Annotated in this window: 14 protein-coding genes, 1 tRNA gene and 1 pseudogene; 10 read left to right on the top strand and 6 right to left on the bottom strand. The window is 43.3% G+C overall.

Annotation, left to right across the window (positions count from 1 at the left end; translation table 11 throughout):
* The 3 genes and pseudogenes from IM479_RS10960 to IM479_RS10970 form a co-directional block, all read left to right on the top strand.
* Positions 1–824: pseudogene (locus tag IM479_RS10960) on the top strand (RNA-guided endonuclease TnpB family protein); the annotation flags it as partial.
* An 81-nt stretch (positions 825–905) separates the two neighbouring features.
* Positions 906–1,301, top strand: coding sequence for an NINE protein (locus IM479_RS10965; protein ID WP_158200791.1), 396 nt, complete (start codon positions 906–908; stop codon positions 1,299–1,301).
* Positions 1,301–1,831: a ComEA family DNA-binding protein gene (locus IM479_RS10970; protein WP_287686427.1), complete on the top strand. Its 531-nt coding sequence runs from the start codon at positions 1,301–1,303 to the stop codon at positions 1,829–1,831. Before IM479_RS10965 ends, IM479_RS10970 begins: the two co-directional genes overlap by 1 nt.
* 156 nt (positions 1,832–1,987) lie before the next feature.
* Here IM479_RS10970 and gyrA read toward each other — a convergent pair whose 3' ends face one another.
* The gene (gene gyrA, locus IM479_RS10975; RefSeq protein WP_287686429.1) at positions 1,988–4,540 is read right to left on the bottom strand and encodes a DNA gyrase subunit A; all 2,553 of its coding nucleotides are present in this window, start codon (positions 4,538–4,540) and stop codon (positions 1,988–1,990) included.
* A 256-nt stretch (positions 4,541–4,796) separates the two neighbouring features.
* Between gyrA and IM479_RS10980 the strand changes: the two genes are divergently transcribed.
* A complete protein-coding gene (locus tag IM479_RS10980) occupies positions 4,797–5,960 on the top strand; it encodes a DNA cytosine methyltransferase (protein ID WP_287686430.1) in 1,164 nt (387 codons plus the stop codon).
* Position 5,961: 1 nt separating this feature from the next.
* On the opposite strand, the gene IM479_RS10985 is transcribed toward IM479_RS10980, so the two are convergent.
* Together IM479_RS10985 and IM479_RS10990 are read right to left on the bottom strand one after the other, a co-directional pair.
* A complete protein-coding gene (locus IM479_RS10985; RefSeq protein ID WP_287686431.1) occupies positions 5,962–6,687 on the bottom strand; it encodes a restriction endonuclease in 726 nt (241 codons plus the stop codon).
* The gene (locus tag IM479_RS10990) at positions 6,684–6,983 is read right to left on the bottom strand and encodes a helix-turn-helix domain-containing protein (protein WP_287686432.1); all 300 of its coding nucleotides are present in this window, start codon (positions 6,981–6,983) and stop codon (positions 6,684–6,686) included. The genes IM479_RS10985 and IM479_RS10990 overlap by 4 nt, the downstream gene beginning before the upstream one ends.
* A 134-nt stretch (positions 6,984–7,117) precedes the next feature.
* On the opposite strand from IM479_RS10990, the gene IM479_RS10995 reads away from it, so the two are divergent.
* From IM479_RS10995 to IM479_RS11005, 3 genes are read left to right on the top strand one after another with little or no spacing between them, the layout of a single operon-like run.
* Positions 7,118–7,291: a hypothetical protein gene (locus IM479_RS10995; protein WP_286827387.1), complete on the top strand. Its 174-nt coding sequence runs from the start codon at positions 7,118–7,120 to the stop codon at positions 7,289–7,291.
* The gene (locus tag IM479_RS11000; protein ID WP_286827388.1) at positions 7,245–7,769 is read left to right on the top strand and encodes a hypothetical protein; all 525 of its coding nucleotides are present in this window, start codon (positions 7,245–7,247) and stop codon (positions 7,767–7,769) included. Before IM479_RS10995 ends, IM479_RS11000 begins: the two co-directional genes overlap by 47 nt.
* Positions 7,770–7,772: 3 nt before the next feature.
* Complete coding sequence (locus tag IM479_RS11005) at positions 7,773–8,585, top strand: urease accessory protein UreD (RefSeq protein WP_287686434.1); 813 nt, start codon at positions 7,773–7,775, stop codon at positions 8,583–8,585.
* 21 nt (positions 8,586–8,606) lie between these two features.
* On the opposite strand, the gene ispE is transcribed toward IM479_RS11005, so the two are convergent.
* A complete protein-coding gene (ispE, locus tag IM479_RS11010; protein WP_287686436.1) occupies positions 8,607–9,548 on the bottom strand; it encodes a 4-(cytidine 5'-diphospho)-2-C-methyl-D-erythritol kinase in 942 nt (313 codons plus the stop codon).
* A gap of 17 nt (positions 9,549–9,565) precedes the next feature.
* The gene (gene rsmA / locus IM479_RS11015) at positions 9,566–10,372 is read right to left on the bottom strand and encodes a 16S rRNA (adenine(1518)-N(6)/adenine(1519)-N(6))-dimethyltransferase RsmA (protein ID WP_287686438.1); all 807 of its coding nucleotides are present in this window, start codon (positions 10,370–10,372) and stop codon (positions 9,566–9,568) included.
* A gap of 124 nt (positions 10,373–10,496) precedes the next feature.
* Here rsmA and crcB (IM479_RS11020) point away from each other — a divergent pair, with 124 nt between their 5' ends.
* From crcB (IM479_RS11020) to IM479_RS11030, 3 genes are all read left to right on the top strand, one after another.
* Positions 10,497–10,910, top strand: a complete 414-nt coding sequence (gene crcB, locus IM479_RS11020; RefSeq protein WP_287686440.1) for a fluoride efflux transporter CrcB — start codon at positions 10,497–10,499, stop codon at positions 10,908–10,910.
* 16 nt (positions 10,911–10,926) lie between these two features.
* Complete coding sequence (gene crcB, locus IM479_RS11025) at positions 10,927–11,331, top strand: fluoride efflux transporter CrcB (protein ID WP_287686442.1); 405 nt, start codon at positions 10,927–10,929, stop codon at positions 11,329–11,331.
* 199 nt (positions 11,332–11,530) lie between these two features.
* A complete protein-coding gene (locus IM479_RS11030; RefSeq protein WP_287686443.1) occupies positions 11,531–14,065 on the top strand; it encodes a glycogen/starch/alpha-glucan phosphorylase in 2,535 nt (844 codons plus the stop codon).
* Positions 14,066–14,150: 85 nt separating this feature from the next.
* Here IM479_RS11030 and IM479_RS11035 read toward each other — a convergent pair.
* Positions 14,151–14,224 (bottom strand) — tRNA-Asp (locus IM479_RS11035).
* Positions 14,225–14,598 lie beyond the last annotated feature (374 nt).

The raw sequence follows: 14,598 nt of genomic DNA on the forward strand, positions 1-14,598 counted from the left end.
TGAAGGTGACTACCTCAAATTACCGGGTAAAGTTGGATTAGTTTATTGTGTTCGTCATCGGGAATTTGCAGGAACAATTAAAACCGTTACTATCTCAAAAAACCCAGACGGTAAATACTACGCTTCTATTTTAGTTGATGACGGATTAGATTCCGTGACGACATCAATGGATGGAAAAGCGATAGGAATTGATTTAGGATTAACTCATTTTTGTCTTACCAGCAATGGCAGTAAATATGATAATCCTAGACATTTAGCTAAACATCAACGCAATCTAAAAAGGAAACAACAAAAGCTATCGCGTAAAAAGAAGGGAAGTAACAACCTTCAAAAAGCTAGACGTAAAGTAGCTAAAGTTCACTCTAAAATCTCAAGATGTCGTGAGGATTTTCTCCACAAGCTATCCCGTAAGATAGTTAACGAAAACCAAGTTATTGCTGTAGAAAATCTCAATGTTAAAGCCATGGTACGCAATCATAATTTAGCTAAGGCTATTAGTGATTGTAGTTGGGGAATGTTTTGTACAATGCTTAAATACAAGGCAGAATGGGAAGGAAAAACTTATATCGAAGTTGATAGGTTTTTCCCTAGTTCTAAGACTTGTCATGTCTGCCTAAATCAAGTGGGTAGTTTATCCCTTGATGTTAGAAATTGGACTTGTGAGCATTGTCAGACAACTCATGACCGGGACATAAATGCGGCAATAAATATTCGAGATGAAAGCTTACGGATATTGTCGTTAGGAAAAGCGCGATACTGCCTATAGAGGGGATATAAGACCAAAATCTGGGCGTAAGTCCGTCTTGAGGAACCCTCCCCCGTGAAATAGGAAGCTCTCAACGATCTTGAGAGTAGTTCACGATAGAAAGTTCAGATCAGGCTAAAATCAATCTCGAACAGGTGTCATGCTTCTGGTGGAAAAATTATTAAGTAAGCCCAAAAGCCGTAAATTAGCGATTTTTATGGCTTTTATCGGTAGTATTCTCGCTTTACCCTTTCCTATCGCCGGTATTCATAAATTCTATCTCGGTCAACCTCTCTGGGGAATTATCTATCTTCTCCTCTGGCAAACTCCGATTCCCCGGGTGGCTTGCGCGATCGATGCGGTGTGGTATTTAATCCAAGATAACCAATTTTTGGCTAACTATTTTCCCACTGCCACCGCTGCTGCCACTGTCCCCAGTTTAGAGCCTAAACAAGTAGAGGCGATCGGGGCAGCTTTAAGGGAATTAGAGCGCCTCCGGCAAGAAGGATTAATTTCTGAGTACGAATTTGAAGAAAAACGGCGACAATTACTATAATGACACCGCAAAACTGGTTAGGGCGCACTTTTAACCCTTTAAAAGCCAAAATTAGCAATGATCCCTATTATCGCTTTCGTTCCCTCGATGAGATCGCTATGGCGGCACAATTGGGCATTAAAATTAATGTCAGTCAAGCGGGTGTGGATGATTGGCTGCGATTGCCGGGGATATCCATCCATCAAGCGCGGATGTTGGTGGAATTGCAGGGTATGGGGGTAGAATTGCTTTGTCTTGAAGATCTAGCGGCTGCTTTGAGTGTTCCTGTGGCTAGATTGAAAGCTTGGGAACCGATTCTAGAATTTGCCTATTATAGTCCGGAAAGTCACCTCGCACCCCCTAAAATCAATCCTAACACCGCCTCGATCGAGCAGTTAAAAACCCTACCCCTCGTCAGTGATAATTTGGCAGCTGCCATTATTAAAAACAGAGAAGAACAGGGATTATTTAAGAATATTGTGGATTTTAAAGGGCGTTTGTCCTTAGAAGCTCAGGAAATCTCCCAATTAATGCACTTTTTCCAGTTTTAATCCCAAATTTTAACGAAGGCAGCAGGAAGGTTTTAGGTGTTGGGGGTTGGGGTTTTGGGGTTTTGGGGTTTTGGGGTTTTGGGGTTTTAGTTCAATTTCCCCACTTCCCCACTTCCCCACTTCCCCATCACCCCACAAGGAACTTTTTCAGCAAATCTAAATGTCTTCAGATTCCGACCCATCACTAGGGGGAACTAGGGCCACCGCAGCGATCGCATCGTCCTCATCGAGTTTTTGTACCCGGATGCCTCCGGCCGATCGCGATTGGGGAGTAATAGCATCGACGGATTGACGGATAATAATACCCCGTTCGGTGATAATCATAAATTCCTCGTTGGGGTTAACAACGTGCAGAGCCGCTAATTTATCGTTCTTTTTGCGGAATTTAATCACTCTGACTCCTAATCCCGCCCGATTTTGCAGACGGAGGAGGGTAACGGGAACCCGTTTTCCTAGTCCTGCCATGGTAATCGCTAACACCCAGGGGCCATTATTAGCCACTTCGGGGTTAATTTCTTCGCTTTCGTCCTCGGTTTCTTCTTGGTTAGATTCAGCGATTTGGGCGACAATTTGACTAGGCAGGATGTCCATACTAATTAATTCGTCACCTGAGCGCAATTTCATCGATTTTACGCCCTTAGTTGCCCTTCCCAAGGAGCGCAATTGTTGACTATCGGCCTTAAAATGAATTGCCATCCCCTGACGAGAACCGATAATGACGCTGTCTTCCTCTTTGGCCAAGCGAACCCAACGCAGTTGATCACCGTCTTCGAGAGAAATGGCGATTAAACCGTTCGATCGAATATTACTAAAGGCAGCGAGGGCGGTTTTCTTGATAAATCCCTTTTGTGTGAGCATAATCAGGTAATTATCCTCGCTGAACTCGCTGACTGCCACCACCGAGGTAATTTTCTCCCCTTTGGGAATCTCTAACAGTTGCACGATGGGAACGCCGCGAGCGGTACGGGAACCGGTGGGGATATGATAGGCGTTGAGACTATAGACAACCCCGCGATCGGTGAAAAAGAGGACGCTATCGTGATCGCGGCAGGTGATAAAGTGATCGATGCCGTCGTCTTCTTTCATTTTCGCGCCAGCTTTGCCCCTTGTTGCCCGATTTTGGGACTCAAAGGTATTAACGGGCATTCTTTTGATGTAACCCTGTTCGGTGACGAGAATTAAGGCCTGTTCGTTGGCAATCAGGTCAGTTTCGGCGATTTCTCCTTCCCTTTGTTCAATATGACTGCGACGCGGGGTAGCGTGAATGGTTTTGATCTGTTGCAGTTCTTCCTCAATAATGGTGTCGATACGTTCTTTTCTGGCTAAAATATCCTGAAGATCGCTGATTTTTGCCAGTAATTCCCCGTGTTCTTGCTGAATTTTCTCCGATTCTAGGGCGGTTAACCGTCGCAGCTGCATTTGTAGGATTGCGTCTGCTTGCACCTCTGAGAGACCAAAATTCTGCACTAATCCCTCTTTTGCGGTAGCTGTATCGGCAGCACTGCGAATCAGGGCAATGATTGCATCGAGACTAGCGAGGGCAATTAGTAAACCCTGAAGGATATGATCCCTTTCCTCGGCCTTGCGGAGTTCATAACGGGTACGACGGGTGATCACTTCTACCCGAAAATCGAGGAAAACGCGGAGAAACTCCCTTAAAGTCAGTAATCTCGGTTCGTTATCGACTAATGCCAACATATTCGCCCCAAAATTCGACTGGAGGGGCGTTTGTTTATAAAGATTGTTGAGGACGACGCGAGGATAGGCATCTCGTTTCAGTTCGATCACCACCCGGATGCCGTCGCGATCGCTTTCGTCCCGCACATCGGAAATACCGTCTATTTTGCGATCATTGACCAAATCGGCGATTTTTTCGATTAATGCCGCTTTATTGGTCTGATAGGGCAGTTCGGTGATAATAATAGCATCTCGATCGGGTCTTCCCCTTTGTTCGATGGTTTCAAAGGTGGCGACTCCCCGCAGGGTAATGGAACCGCGGCCAGTGGTGTAAGCTTCCTGAATGCCGTCTCTACCAAGGATATGCCCTCCGGTGGGAAAGTCCGGCCCCGGGATATAACGCTGTAATTCCGTATCGGTGAGATCGGGGTTATGGATGAGGGCAACGGTTCCATCGATAATCTCGGCCAGGTTGTGGGGGGGGATATTGGTGGCCATACCGACGGCGATGCCCGATGAGCCATTAATTAGCAGTTGCGGGACTCTAGAGGGCAAAACCACGGGTTCCTGTTGGGAACCATCGAAGTTATCGGCGAAATCGACGGTTTCTGACTCGATATCCTGTAGTAGGGCGTTGGTGGCCAGGGTGTGCAGACGACACTCGGTATAACGCATGGCTGCCGGGGGATCGTTATCGATCGATCCGAAGTTACCATGACCGTTAATCAGGGGATCGCGCATGGAGAAATCCTGGGCCATGCGGACGAGAGCATCGTAAACGGCAGTATCCCCGTGGGGATGGTATTTTCCTAATACTTCCCCGACGACTCTAGCGCATTTCCGGAAGGGGCGATCGGGGGTTAATCCTAGTTCGTACATCGCATAAAGAATGCGCCGGTGTACGGGTTTCAGTCCGTCTCTAGCGTCGGGCAAGGCGCGCCCAACGATGACGCTCATGGCGTATTCTAGATAGGAACGGGACATTTCATTGCTTAAGTCTGTGGGGACGATATGATCCTGGGCGGCGGTCATAGGGGGGTTAACTCCAATAACAAGGCAAAAAAGCGTTTTTGTGAGTAAATTCGCTAAAAATCGGGCTTTTACCCTTTTGATGTGCAAAATATGCCCATTTGTACGACTATTTTACCATAAAATCTGCCTTTTTTGTCGGTTTTGAGGCGGAGCTCAAACTTTTGCCGAAAGTATCTTCCCTCATTCTGGCCCGATCTTGACACTTTGTGGACTATCTGTCACAATACTAGAATGTAGGCCATTTGTTCTTAAAGTAATGGATTTGCAATTGTCATTATTTCCAGATAATCAACCAAGTCAGGCGGTAAGCAAACAGAAAAAAGCCAAGTTAGGTCGTTATGAAAGAATTCAGCGCGAACTGGCAACGGTAAAGCGTGATCCCTATCAAGTCCTGGTCGATGTTAACGTTCCGCTTAAGCCTCTAAATACTTATAATTTTATCGATCTATTCTCTGGTGCGGGCGGTATCACCCAAGGTTTATTGCAAGCAGGTTTTAACCCTGTAGCCAGTGCAGAAATTAGCCCGATCGCCTCAGCAACCCATCAAAAGAATTTTCCCAATTGTCATCATTTTTGTGGTGATATACATGATTTTAATACTCAAGAATGGTTGGCAAAAATTGGCAATCCATTCATTCATATTGTGGTGGGCGGACCACCATGTCAAGGATTTTCCGTTGCTGGAAAACGAGATGCTAATGATCCACGAAATCATCTCTTTCAAGAATTTATTCGCCTTGTTTCTGAAATACAGCCTTGGTACGTTGTCATGGAGAATGTACCCGGTATTCTAACAATAAAAAAAGGGGGAATTAAACAAGAGATTTTTGAAGATTTTCAAAGTATTGGCTATAGAAATATTTCCATAGCAATTCTTGAGTCTGCCGCCTATGGCGTTCCACAAATCAGACCAAGAGCTATTTTTATAGCTAATAGATTTGGGCTGCCAAATCCTTATCCAAGTCCTCAATTAGTACCGGAGAAATACCAACCGATTGAAGCCGCTATCTGCGATTTACCTGCTTATGAACCTATTCCCAGTATCAATCACGAATGGACTCGTCACTCCCCCGAATATATGGCCAGAATAGCTCAAGTTCCTCCCGGTGGTTCCTTATATGAAACTTATGTTGATGCCTTCAAACGACAGTATCGGGGTAAGCCAAGTATGACAATTAAAGAAAATCATGGCGGTACTCATATCCATCCCTATTTAAATCGGGTTATTTCAGCCAGAGAAATGGCTAGATTACAAACTTTTCCTGATTCCTTTATTTTTGAAGGAACAATGAAAAAAGCGATGTGGCAAATTGGAAACGCCGTACCTCCACGTTTGGCAGAGTGTATTGGCTATGCTCTTATTCCCTACTTAAATCTAATAGCTACAGGTAATAAAAATATTGGAGAGGTGGCAAGATAAATCACCGCTCTTCAGTCAATTTGATATTAAGAGAATTACGCCATGTTTCAAAATCATACCAACCGCAACCTACACAGCCATGTTCTGCTTCTGCTCCAGATTGAGGAATATTTTCCGGCCAGTTCTCTCCACCGGAATACCAAAATCTGATATCCATTGGTGTTCCTCGCTTACCAGTTTTAATACATTTTTCACAACTTCTTGACTTCAATAAATTATGATTTCCCGCACTATCTTTTTTGAGAAGTTGAAACTTGTTTCTCATCTCAGCTACACTCATATTAACATCATGACTTGGTTCACTTATCCCCCAACGTTCCATAGGAAAACGATGGTCAATAACCAGTTCATGTGACTGTCTGATTCTGTTTTCAATCACATCTTTATATCGATAAAACTCCAAAATTCTAGCTACTAATTGAGGCGGTATGTTGGCGGAGGCATTCGCCGCTCGCATCTCTCCAGTCCATCGATCCCAAGTTGTTGTTTTCTGACAAATTGGACAGTATTCCCGTTTTGTTTCTATTACTAGCCCCGGGCGACCGCTCCTATTGCCACGCTCTAATCCTTGGATACCACCGCCACCAGCATATTGCTCCGATGCTATTTTTTTCCCTTCACAGGTACGACAATGCCAAGCCATATCTGACAATAACTCGAATACTTTGTACTGTGATGAACCCTTTTTAAACTTTGCTTTTAGAGCTTCTATTAAATCAGAACTCATTCTGGTTTCTCTATTTCTATCTCTAAATTTTCCAGTAATTGGGATACAGTTATGTTTAAGCCCTTCGCCAGAGTGACAAGAGCGGTAAGAGAAGGATTTCTTACTCCTCGCTCTAGTCCAGATATATAGGTACGATCAAGATGGCAACGTAGCCCTAGTTCTTCTTGTGATATGCCTAAAGCTGCTCTATGCTCTCGGATCATTAACCCCAATGTCCTTAAAATTACTGCTTTTGATTTTTCCATAAAATCTATAATCGTTCTCAGTGGACGATAAGTCCACGGACTATATGTCACAGGAATAATTTTCCTCTCCTCCCGTCAACCAAACAGCCTCTTAATCAGACTCAAAAGATCGTCAAGGCAGCTCACAGGGGGACAAAATCGGATTTTTTAGCAGTTTTTCCCTCGATAATTAGGATAGAATAAAAATGCGATCAAGAGTTAATATTATGGCCCGATCGGCAGCTCAAGAATCGATGATGATTGAGCTTAATGATCCCTTAACTCTAGCGAAGGCTATTATCCTCATTTTCCCAGCGCAAAAATTACCCAAAAATGGTTACTCCTCTCCTCTGGCAAAATGCCAATCCCAACCCCAATAATCTGGAGAATTTCCAAATTATTAGCCAATGGTGGCAAGATTTAAATCTTAAGGAAGTCTTCTGGCAACAGCGTTTAATTCCCGCTCCTGGCTCTCTGGAAGATATTAATTGGGAGCGGCAAGGTTTTGATGAAAAATTTAGCATCCAAATGCCTCAAATTCGCGGGATTACCCTCTATTGGCATAAATCTACTTTTGCTGACGAAAGAAGCATGACACCTAAACAATTAATTTTAGATCGGGAACGGGAGCAATTAGACATTTATCCCCAATCCCAACCTAGTTTAGTTATTCGGGTGACGAAACCCCATCTAGTTTATCAAAAGTTTGAGCTAAAAAATCCTCTCCTGGTCGGCAAAAAAGCAGAAAGTGAATATATTTTACTGATCAGGGATAAAGAACAGCAAATAGAAGTTAAAATTAATCTCAGTCCTGAAAATTATCGGCAATTTCTAGAAACCATGACTGAGGATCAATAAATAATGTGGCAGGGAAACCTAGAACTAATTTACACGCAAAAAAATCTCGCAACCCAGATTAATCACGTCTATGCTACCGCCCCTTTAAAAGTACAAAGACCTTTTTATCCCGAAGGAAAAAACCTTTGTCATACGGTGATTTTACACACGGCTGGGGGAATAGTTGGGGGTGATGTTCTTCAACAAAAAATTCATCTTCAAGCCGCTACTAATGCCCTGATTACCACTGCTTCTGCTGGAAAAGTTTACCAGAGTAATGGTCAGATGTCCCAGCAATTAATCGAGATTAAAATTGATGACAATGCCAGTTTAGAATGGCTACCTCAAGAAACGATTATCTTTAATGGTGCAGTATTTCGCCAACATTTACGAGTGGATTTAGGGGAAAATAGCAGTTGGTTAGGATGGGAAATTACCCGTTTTGGTCGCACTGCGCGAGGAGAGAAATTTTTAGCGGGAGAATGGCATTCTAATTGGGAAATTTGGCGATCAGGACAACCTTTATGGCTCGATCGCTCCTGCCTGTTAGGTGGTAAAATGATCGAGGGATTTTCCGGTTTAAATGATAGTGCCATGATCGGTACTTTAGTTTATATCGGTCAACCGGTGGGCAGAAATTTGATTGAGAAAGTGAGAGATTTTTCCCTAGAAGGAGAGATGGGAGTTACTAACACTTTAGGAGATGGTCTTTTGTGTCGTTATCGGGGTAATTCTAGCGGTGAAGTGCGACAATGGTTTCAGCAGGTTTGGCAAATTTTAAGGCGAGAAATGAGCGATCAAGAGGCAATTATTCCGCGAGTTTGGTTATCTTGGTAAAGGCGGTCAATTTCACTTTTCTCAAGTCACTTGAATGCCTGTATCGGTGATTGGCGCTATCCAAAATTGTAGATCGGGAGCGACGAGAATTTCCCGGGCCTTTTTAACGATGGTTTCCGCCACTTCCTGAGATGAACAGAGAGTAAAAACCGTCGGGCCAGAGCCTGACATCATCGTTCCCAAGCCGCCTAAATCGTCTAGAACCTGTCTTAACTCGGCTACGAGGGGAAATTCGGGTAAAACCACCTTTTCGAGGTCATTATGGATAAATTTGCCGATAGCGGCCGGTTTTTTCTGGGCGATCGCTTGTACCAAAGCCCCGGAACTCACCTGCTGACGACGGTGATGAAATTCCTCTGGAGAAGACAGATAGGTATCCTGAAATTTTTGCCGATAGCTTTGGTAGGCCCAGGGTGTAGAAACGGATAAATGGTCGTATTTGGCTAAAATCACCCATAATCCAGTCAGAGGAGCGATAGGATCGAGAATTTCTCCCCTTCCCGTACAGATAACCGTTCCTCCTGTCACACAAAAGGAAGTATCGGAGCCCAATCTTGCCGCTAAAGTTTCTAATTCCGGACGGGTTAAACCTAATTCCCAGATTAAATCGATACCGACTAACACCGCAGCCGCGTTGGTGGAACCCCCCGCTAAACCGGCAGCCACGGGAATATATTTCTCGATGCTGATATCAATGCCGCCGTAATTGGCAAAGAGCCGGGGGAATTCCCTCGCCATCAAAGTGGCGGCGCGATGGGCAAGATTACTGCTATCTTGGGGGACGAGGGGATGATGGCAAAAGAGACGGAATTCCTGCAATCCGTTCGGCCGGAGAGTGATGCGATCGCATAATCCCACCGTCTGCATCACCATCACTAACTCGTGGAAACCATCGTGGCGATCGCCAACTATTTCTAGATATAAATTAATTTTAGCGGGGGCTAGAAGGGTATAACTGTGCATTTGTCAAGGAAAAAAATCTAAAATTTTGGCAATTGACCTAATTTTTCCGCCAAGTCAATCCATTGCGATAAACTGAGATCTTCGGCGCGAGCCTGGGGATTAATTTCTAATTGTGTCAGGATTTGGCTTAATCGATCGCTATCCAGACAATTTTTTAGATTATTGCGTAACATTTTGCGCCGGTTGGCAAAACCCCAGCTAATTAAAGTGGACAAAAAGGCAGCATTACTGACATTATTCGGCAAAACACGGGGTAAAAGCCTAATTACCGCCGAATCCACCTGGGGAGGTGGGGAAAAGGCCCGCCGGGGTACATCACAAATCCATTGACAATCGGCAAGGTATTGAATGCGGACGCTGAGAGCGCTGTAAGCTTTGGTGGAGGGGACAGCGACTAATCTTTCGGCGACTTCTTTCTGGACTAAGAGGGTAATACTCTGGTAAGGGGGGGTGAAGGGATGAGCGATCGAACCGAGGAGCTTTTCGAGGATCGGACCGGTGATATTATAGGGAATATTAGCCACTACTTTATTAACTGGCGGCAGTTGCTCGGGTTTAAGGGTAAGAAAGTCGCCTGGTATGAGATGAAAGTTATCTTGTTGGCCAAATTTTTTATTTAAAATTGTCCATAGATCTCGATCGATTTCTACAGCGACCACTAATTGAGCGCCATCGAGAAGACGACGGGTTAAAATGCCTGTACCCGGTCCGATTTCTAATACCCGATCTTCTGATTGTAAATTAGCAGCGCCGATGATGCGATCGAGTATCGATTCATCTTTTAACCAATGTTGTCCAAAACGTTTACGCGGTTGAATTTTCATACCTCTATTTTAAAGTCAGAGGGTTGTCCTCGACAATAACACCCCTGAAAATATGGGCAATGCGATCGATAACCGCATCAATTATGATAGAGCCTAGACAAAGATAGCAAAAAAATTAGAAACAATGTCAGATTTGAACGATGTTTTCGCAATTGTAGCAGGAGCGGTTCCGGGGGCGTTATCTCGTTATCACATTACCGAATGGACAAAAGCAAAATTCGGCTTGCGCTTTCCCTATGGAACCTTTATTATTAATTTAACTGGCTGTCTAGCTATCGGCTTCTTTTTTGCTATTTTACCCAGTTTTCCCTTTTATTCCCACGAACTAGATTTAATGGTTAGAACGGGATTTTTAGGGGCTTATACCACCTTTTCTACCTATAGTTTAGATATCTTGATCCTCTGGCGCAATCAACAAAATTTTCTCAGTCTTTTTTTTGCCGTTGCTAGTATAATTTTAGGATTGATTGCCGTGAGAATCGGGGCAGCTATTGCCCAAGTTTTTCCAGTTGAATTCTCCAATTTATTGACTATTTAACGGCAGGACAGACACCATGTATTTTTTCAGGGGTCGTTATGGTTTATTCGTGGCGATTGGGGCTATTTTTGGGGCTTTGAGTCGTTTTTATATCGCCGAATTAATTCAATATCTCTTCAGTCAAGAATGGGTATTTTTAGCTACATTTTTTGTCAATGTTTCTGGCTGTTTAATTATTGCCTATATCTTTACTATGGTTAAGGAAAATATTCGCATAATTGCCCCAGAATTAGGATTGATGATTGCCACGGGTTTTTGTGGTTCCTATACAACTTTTTCCACCTATAGTTTGGAGGTAAACAAGTTTTTAGAGCAGGGAAACGTGACTTTCGGTTTAATTTACTGGTTGGGCAGTGTTTTTGGGGGGATGATTGCGCTTAAAATTGGAGTTACTTTAGCAAGAACAGGTTTTCCTAGATGAATTATTAAGGGGGCAAAAATAGATAAGCATCTCTCAAACTTTACCCTGTCTTCACTTGCCATTATTAAGGGAAAATTAATTATCTTAACCTGATTATTACTAAACCTTAATCTTAGTCAAGATTTAAGCTTTTCTTGATAAAATTTGAGGACAGATTGTTTTAGACTAAGAGCAGTCAATCTTCAGTAAAAATACCCCTATGAATCCATCTCCAGAGTCAACTTTTGTTTGTCCGATTATCATCGAAGACGACAGAACAGGATTAGACACAGAAACTATCCGACGGGCTTTAAGGGATAATTTACTCTATATTCAAGGTAAATTGCCAGAATTAGCCAGCAAAAACGATCTTTACCTGGCCCTAGCCTATACAGTCCGCGATCGTTTATTACAGCGTTGGTTAACCACCCAACAAACCTATCTAAAAAAAGATGTCAGAACCGTTTGTTATCTCTCGGCCGAATTTTTAGTCGGTCCCCATTTGGCTAATAATTTAATTAATCTCGGTATCTACGAACAGGTGGAGAAAGCTGTCAGCGAATCGGGATTAAAACTAGAAGAATTAATTGCCCAAGAAGAAGAACCGGGGTTAGGAAATGGTGGTTTAGGTCGTTTAGCGGCCTGTTATTTAGATTCCCTTTCTACCCTAGAAATTCCCGCTATTGGTTACGGTATTCGCTACGAATTTGGTATCTTTGATCAAAGAATTCACGACGGTTGGCAGGTGGAAATAACCGATAAGTGGTTACAGTATGGAAATCCCTGGGAAATTGCCCGACCGGAAGCGGGAGTAGAGGTAAAATTTGGCGGTTATACCGAATCCTATACCGACGAAAATGGTAATTATCGCAGTCGTTGGATTGCCGATTATGTAGTCAAAGGAATTCCCTACGATACCCCAATTCTCGGCTATCGAGTTAACACCGCTAATACCATGCGTCTCTGGAAATCAGAAGCTTGTGAATCTTTTGATTTTGGTCGCTTTAATCGCGGCGATTATTATGGTGCGGTGGATAATAAAGTTCACTCGGAAAATATCAGTAAAGTTCTCTATCCTAACGATGAACCAATTCAAGGCAAAGAACTGCGTTTAGAACAGCAATATTTCTTTGTTTCCTGTTCCCTACAGGATATGATTCGTATTCACTTATATGAGAACCCCAGTCTCGATAATTTTCATCAAAAATGGTCGGTACAATTGAATGATACTCACCCTTCCGTCGGTGTGGCCGAGTTAATGCGCTTGTTAATTGATGTGCATCATTTCGATTGGGATAAAGCTTGGTTTATTACTCAAAATACCTTCGCCTATACCAATCATACTCTTTTGCCAGAAGCTTTAGAAAAATGGCCTTTGAGTATTTTTGGTCGTCTTTTACCCCGATTAATGGAAATTATCTACGAAATTAACTATCGTTTCTTGGATAAAATTCGCATTATTTATCCCCATGATGACGGCAAAATGTCCCGTTTATCTATAATCGATGAAAGCGGCGAAAAATACGTCCGTATGGCTCACCTTGCCTGTGTGGGTTCCCAGGCAATTAATGGGGTGGCAGCCCTCCATACAGAATTACTGAAAAAAGATGTTCTGCGCGATTTCTATGAACTCTTTCCCGAAAAATTTAGCAACAAAACCAATGGAGTTACTCCCCGGCGCTGGATAGTTTCTAGTAATCCCCGCTTGACTTTTGCGATTACAGAAAAAATCGGCGAAAATTGGATTAATCATCTGGAGGATTTACGCAGTTTAGAAAACTATGTCGATGATGGGGTATTTCGGGACTATTGGCGACAGATTAAATACGATATTAAGGCAGATTTAGCCAACTATATCGATAAAAAAGTCGGCATTAAAGTTGATCCTAGTACCCTCTTTGATGTGCAGGTAAAACGCATTCACGAATATAAACGGCAACATCTCAACGTTTTACATATCGTCACTCTCTATCATCGCCTCAAAAATAATCCCAATCTAGATATTACACCCCGTACTTTTATTTTTGGTGGTAAGGCAGCCCCGGGTTATTTTATGGCGAAATTAATCATTAAATTGATTAATTCTGTGGCAGAAGTGATCGACAATGATCCGACGATTGGAGGACGTTTAAAAGTGGTTTTTCTGCCCGATTATAATGTCACCTTCGGTCAACGGGTTTATCCGGCTGCCGACTTGTCTGAACAAATTTCCACGGCCGGGAAAGAAGCTTCGGGAACTGGTAATATGAAATTCTCCATGAATGGGGCCTTAACTATCGGCACTCTCGATGGGGCAAATATCGAAATTCGTGAAGAGGTGGGGGCAGAAAATTTCTTTCTTTTTGGCTTGACAACCGAGGAGGTTTATGCTAAGAAAGCCCAGGGTTATAATCCCCAAGAATACTATTACCATAACGAAGAATTGCGGGCAGTATTAGACCTCATTGGTTCGGGATTTTTTAGCCGGGGTGATAGTAGTTTATTCCGTCCGCTTGTGGATAATCTTATCTACGATGATCCCTATATGTTACTGGCTGATTATCAGTCCTATATCGACTGTCAGGAGGGTGTCGGTCGCGCCTATCAAGATCAAGAACATTGGAGTCGTTTAGCGATTCTTAATGTAGCCCGCATGGGGAAATTCTCTAGCGATCGATCGATTCGGGAATACTGCGAGGAAATCTGGCGGGTACAACCGGTAAAGATTGAATTACCCGATTATATTCAAGCTAATGCCGGTTTATCGGTAAATTAGAACCAATCTAGGCAGTAGGATCGTGTTTATTCATCCTACTGCCCACAGGATAACCAGCCTTGAACGACTCTAATCTAGATTTCTACGGGATTGACGGGGCTCGAACCCGCAACTTCCGCCGTGACAGGGCGGTGCTCTAACCAATTGAACTACAATCCCATTTTTGCGACAATTCTGATTGTAACTTCATCATTAGGGTTATGTCAAGCACCTCTGGGAAAATTTTTTTGAGGGAGAGGGAAGTGGGGAAACAATTCATAACTGGGTTTTTCAAGTTGGATTGGTATCAATACTGAATTAAAGCCAAAAAATCCCCAATTAGGGACCGGACCCTCTTTACCAAAATTTTGGGTTAAAGCCCCGTCCTTTTAGGACGGCTTTATGTTAAAATGAAATTGGTTTGAATCCCCTGAGTGGGCGGTAGTGAATGGCTCGATTGAGTTGAACCCTTGAACTCGAAAGTCTGCATAAGAGACAAAAAGGGAGGGTAGCGAAAACCTCGTCAAACATAGCGCAGGGGTTCCGATAAACAA

Origin of the sequence: Microcystis sp. M165S2 (assembly GCF_020245885.1) — a bacterium.
Lineage (GTDB): Bacteria > Cyanobacteriota > Cyanobacteriia > Cyanobacteriales > Microcystaceae > Microcystis.

What these genes read in the sequence shown, in the direction of transcription:
- IM479_RS10965 (WP_158200791.1), top strand. Translation starts at nt 906, where the DNA reads ATGCTTCTGGTGGAAAAATTATTAAGTAAGCCCAAAAGCCGTAAATTA.
- IM479_RS10970 (WP_287686427.1), top strand. Translation starts at nt 1,301, where the DNA reads ATGACACCGCAAAACTGGTTAGGGCGCACTTTTAACCCTTTAAAAGCC.
- gyrA (WP_287686429.1), bottom strand. Translation starts at nt 4,540, where the DNA reads ATGACCGCCGCCCAGGATCATATCGTCCCCACAGACTTAAGCAATGAA.
- IM479_RS10980 (WP_287686430.1), top strand. Translation starts at nt 4,797, where the DNA reads ATGGATTTGCAATTGTCATTATTTCCAGATAATCAACCAAGTCAGGCG.
- IM479_RS10985 (WP_287686431.1), bottom strand. Translation starts at nt 6,687, where the DNA reads ATGAGTTCTGATTTAATAGAAGCTCTAAAAGCAAAGTTTAAAAAGGGT.
- IM479_RS10995 (WP_286827387.1), top strand. Translation starts at nt 7,118, where the DNA reads ATGCGATCAAGAGTTAATATTATGGCCCGATCGGCAGCTCAAGAATCG.
- IM479_RS11000 (WP_286827388.1), top strand. Translation starts at nt 7,245, where the DNA reads ATGGTTACTCCTCTCCTCTGGCAAAATGCCAATCCCAACCCCAATAAT.
- IM479_RS11005 (WP_287686434.1), top strand. Translation starts at nt 7,773, where the DNA reads ATGTGGCAGGGAAACCTAGAACTAATTTACACGCAAAAAAATCTCGCA.
- ispE (WP_287686436.1), bottom strand. Translation starts at nt 9,548, where the DNA reads ATGCACAGTTATACCCTTCTAGCCCCCGCTAAAATTAATTTATATCTA.
- rsmA (WP_287686438.1), bottom strand. Translation starts at nt 10,372, where the DNA reads ATGAAAATTCAACCGCGTAAACGTTTTGGACAACATTGGTTAAAAGAT.
- crcB (WP_287686440.1), top strand. Translation starts at nt 10,497, where the DNA reads ATGTCAGATTTGAACGATGTTTTCGCAATTGTAGCAGGAGCGGTTCCG.
- crcB (WP_287686442.1), top strand. Translation starts at nt 10,927, where the DNA reads ATGTATTTTTTCAGGGGTCGTTATGGTTTATTCGTGGCGATTGGGGCT.
- IM479_RS11030 (WP_287686443.1), top strand. Translation starts at nt 11,531, where the DNA reads ATGAATCCATCTCCAGAGTCAACTTTTGTTTGTCCGATTATCATCGAA.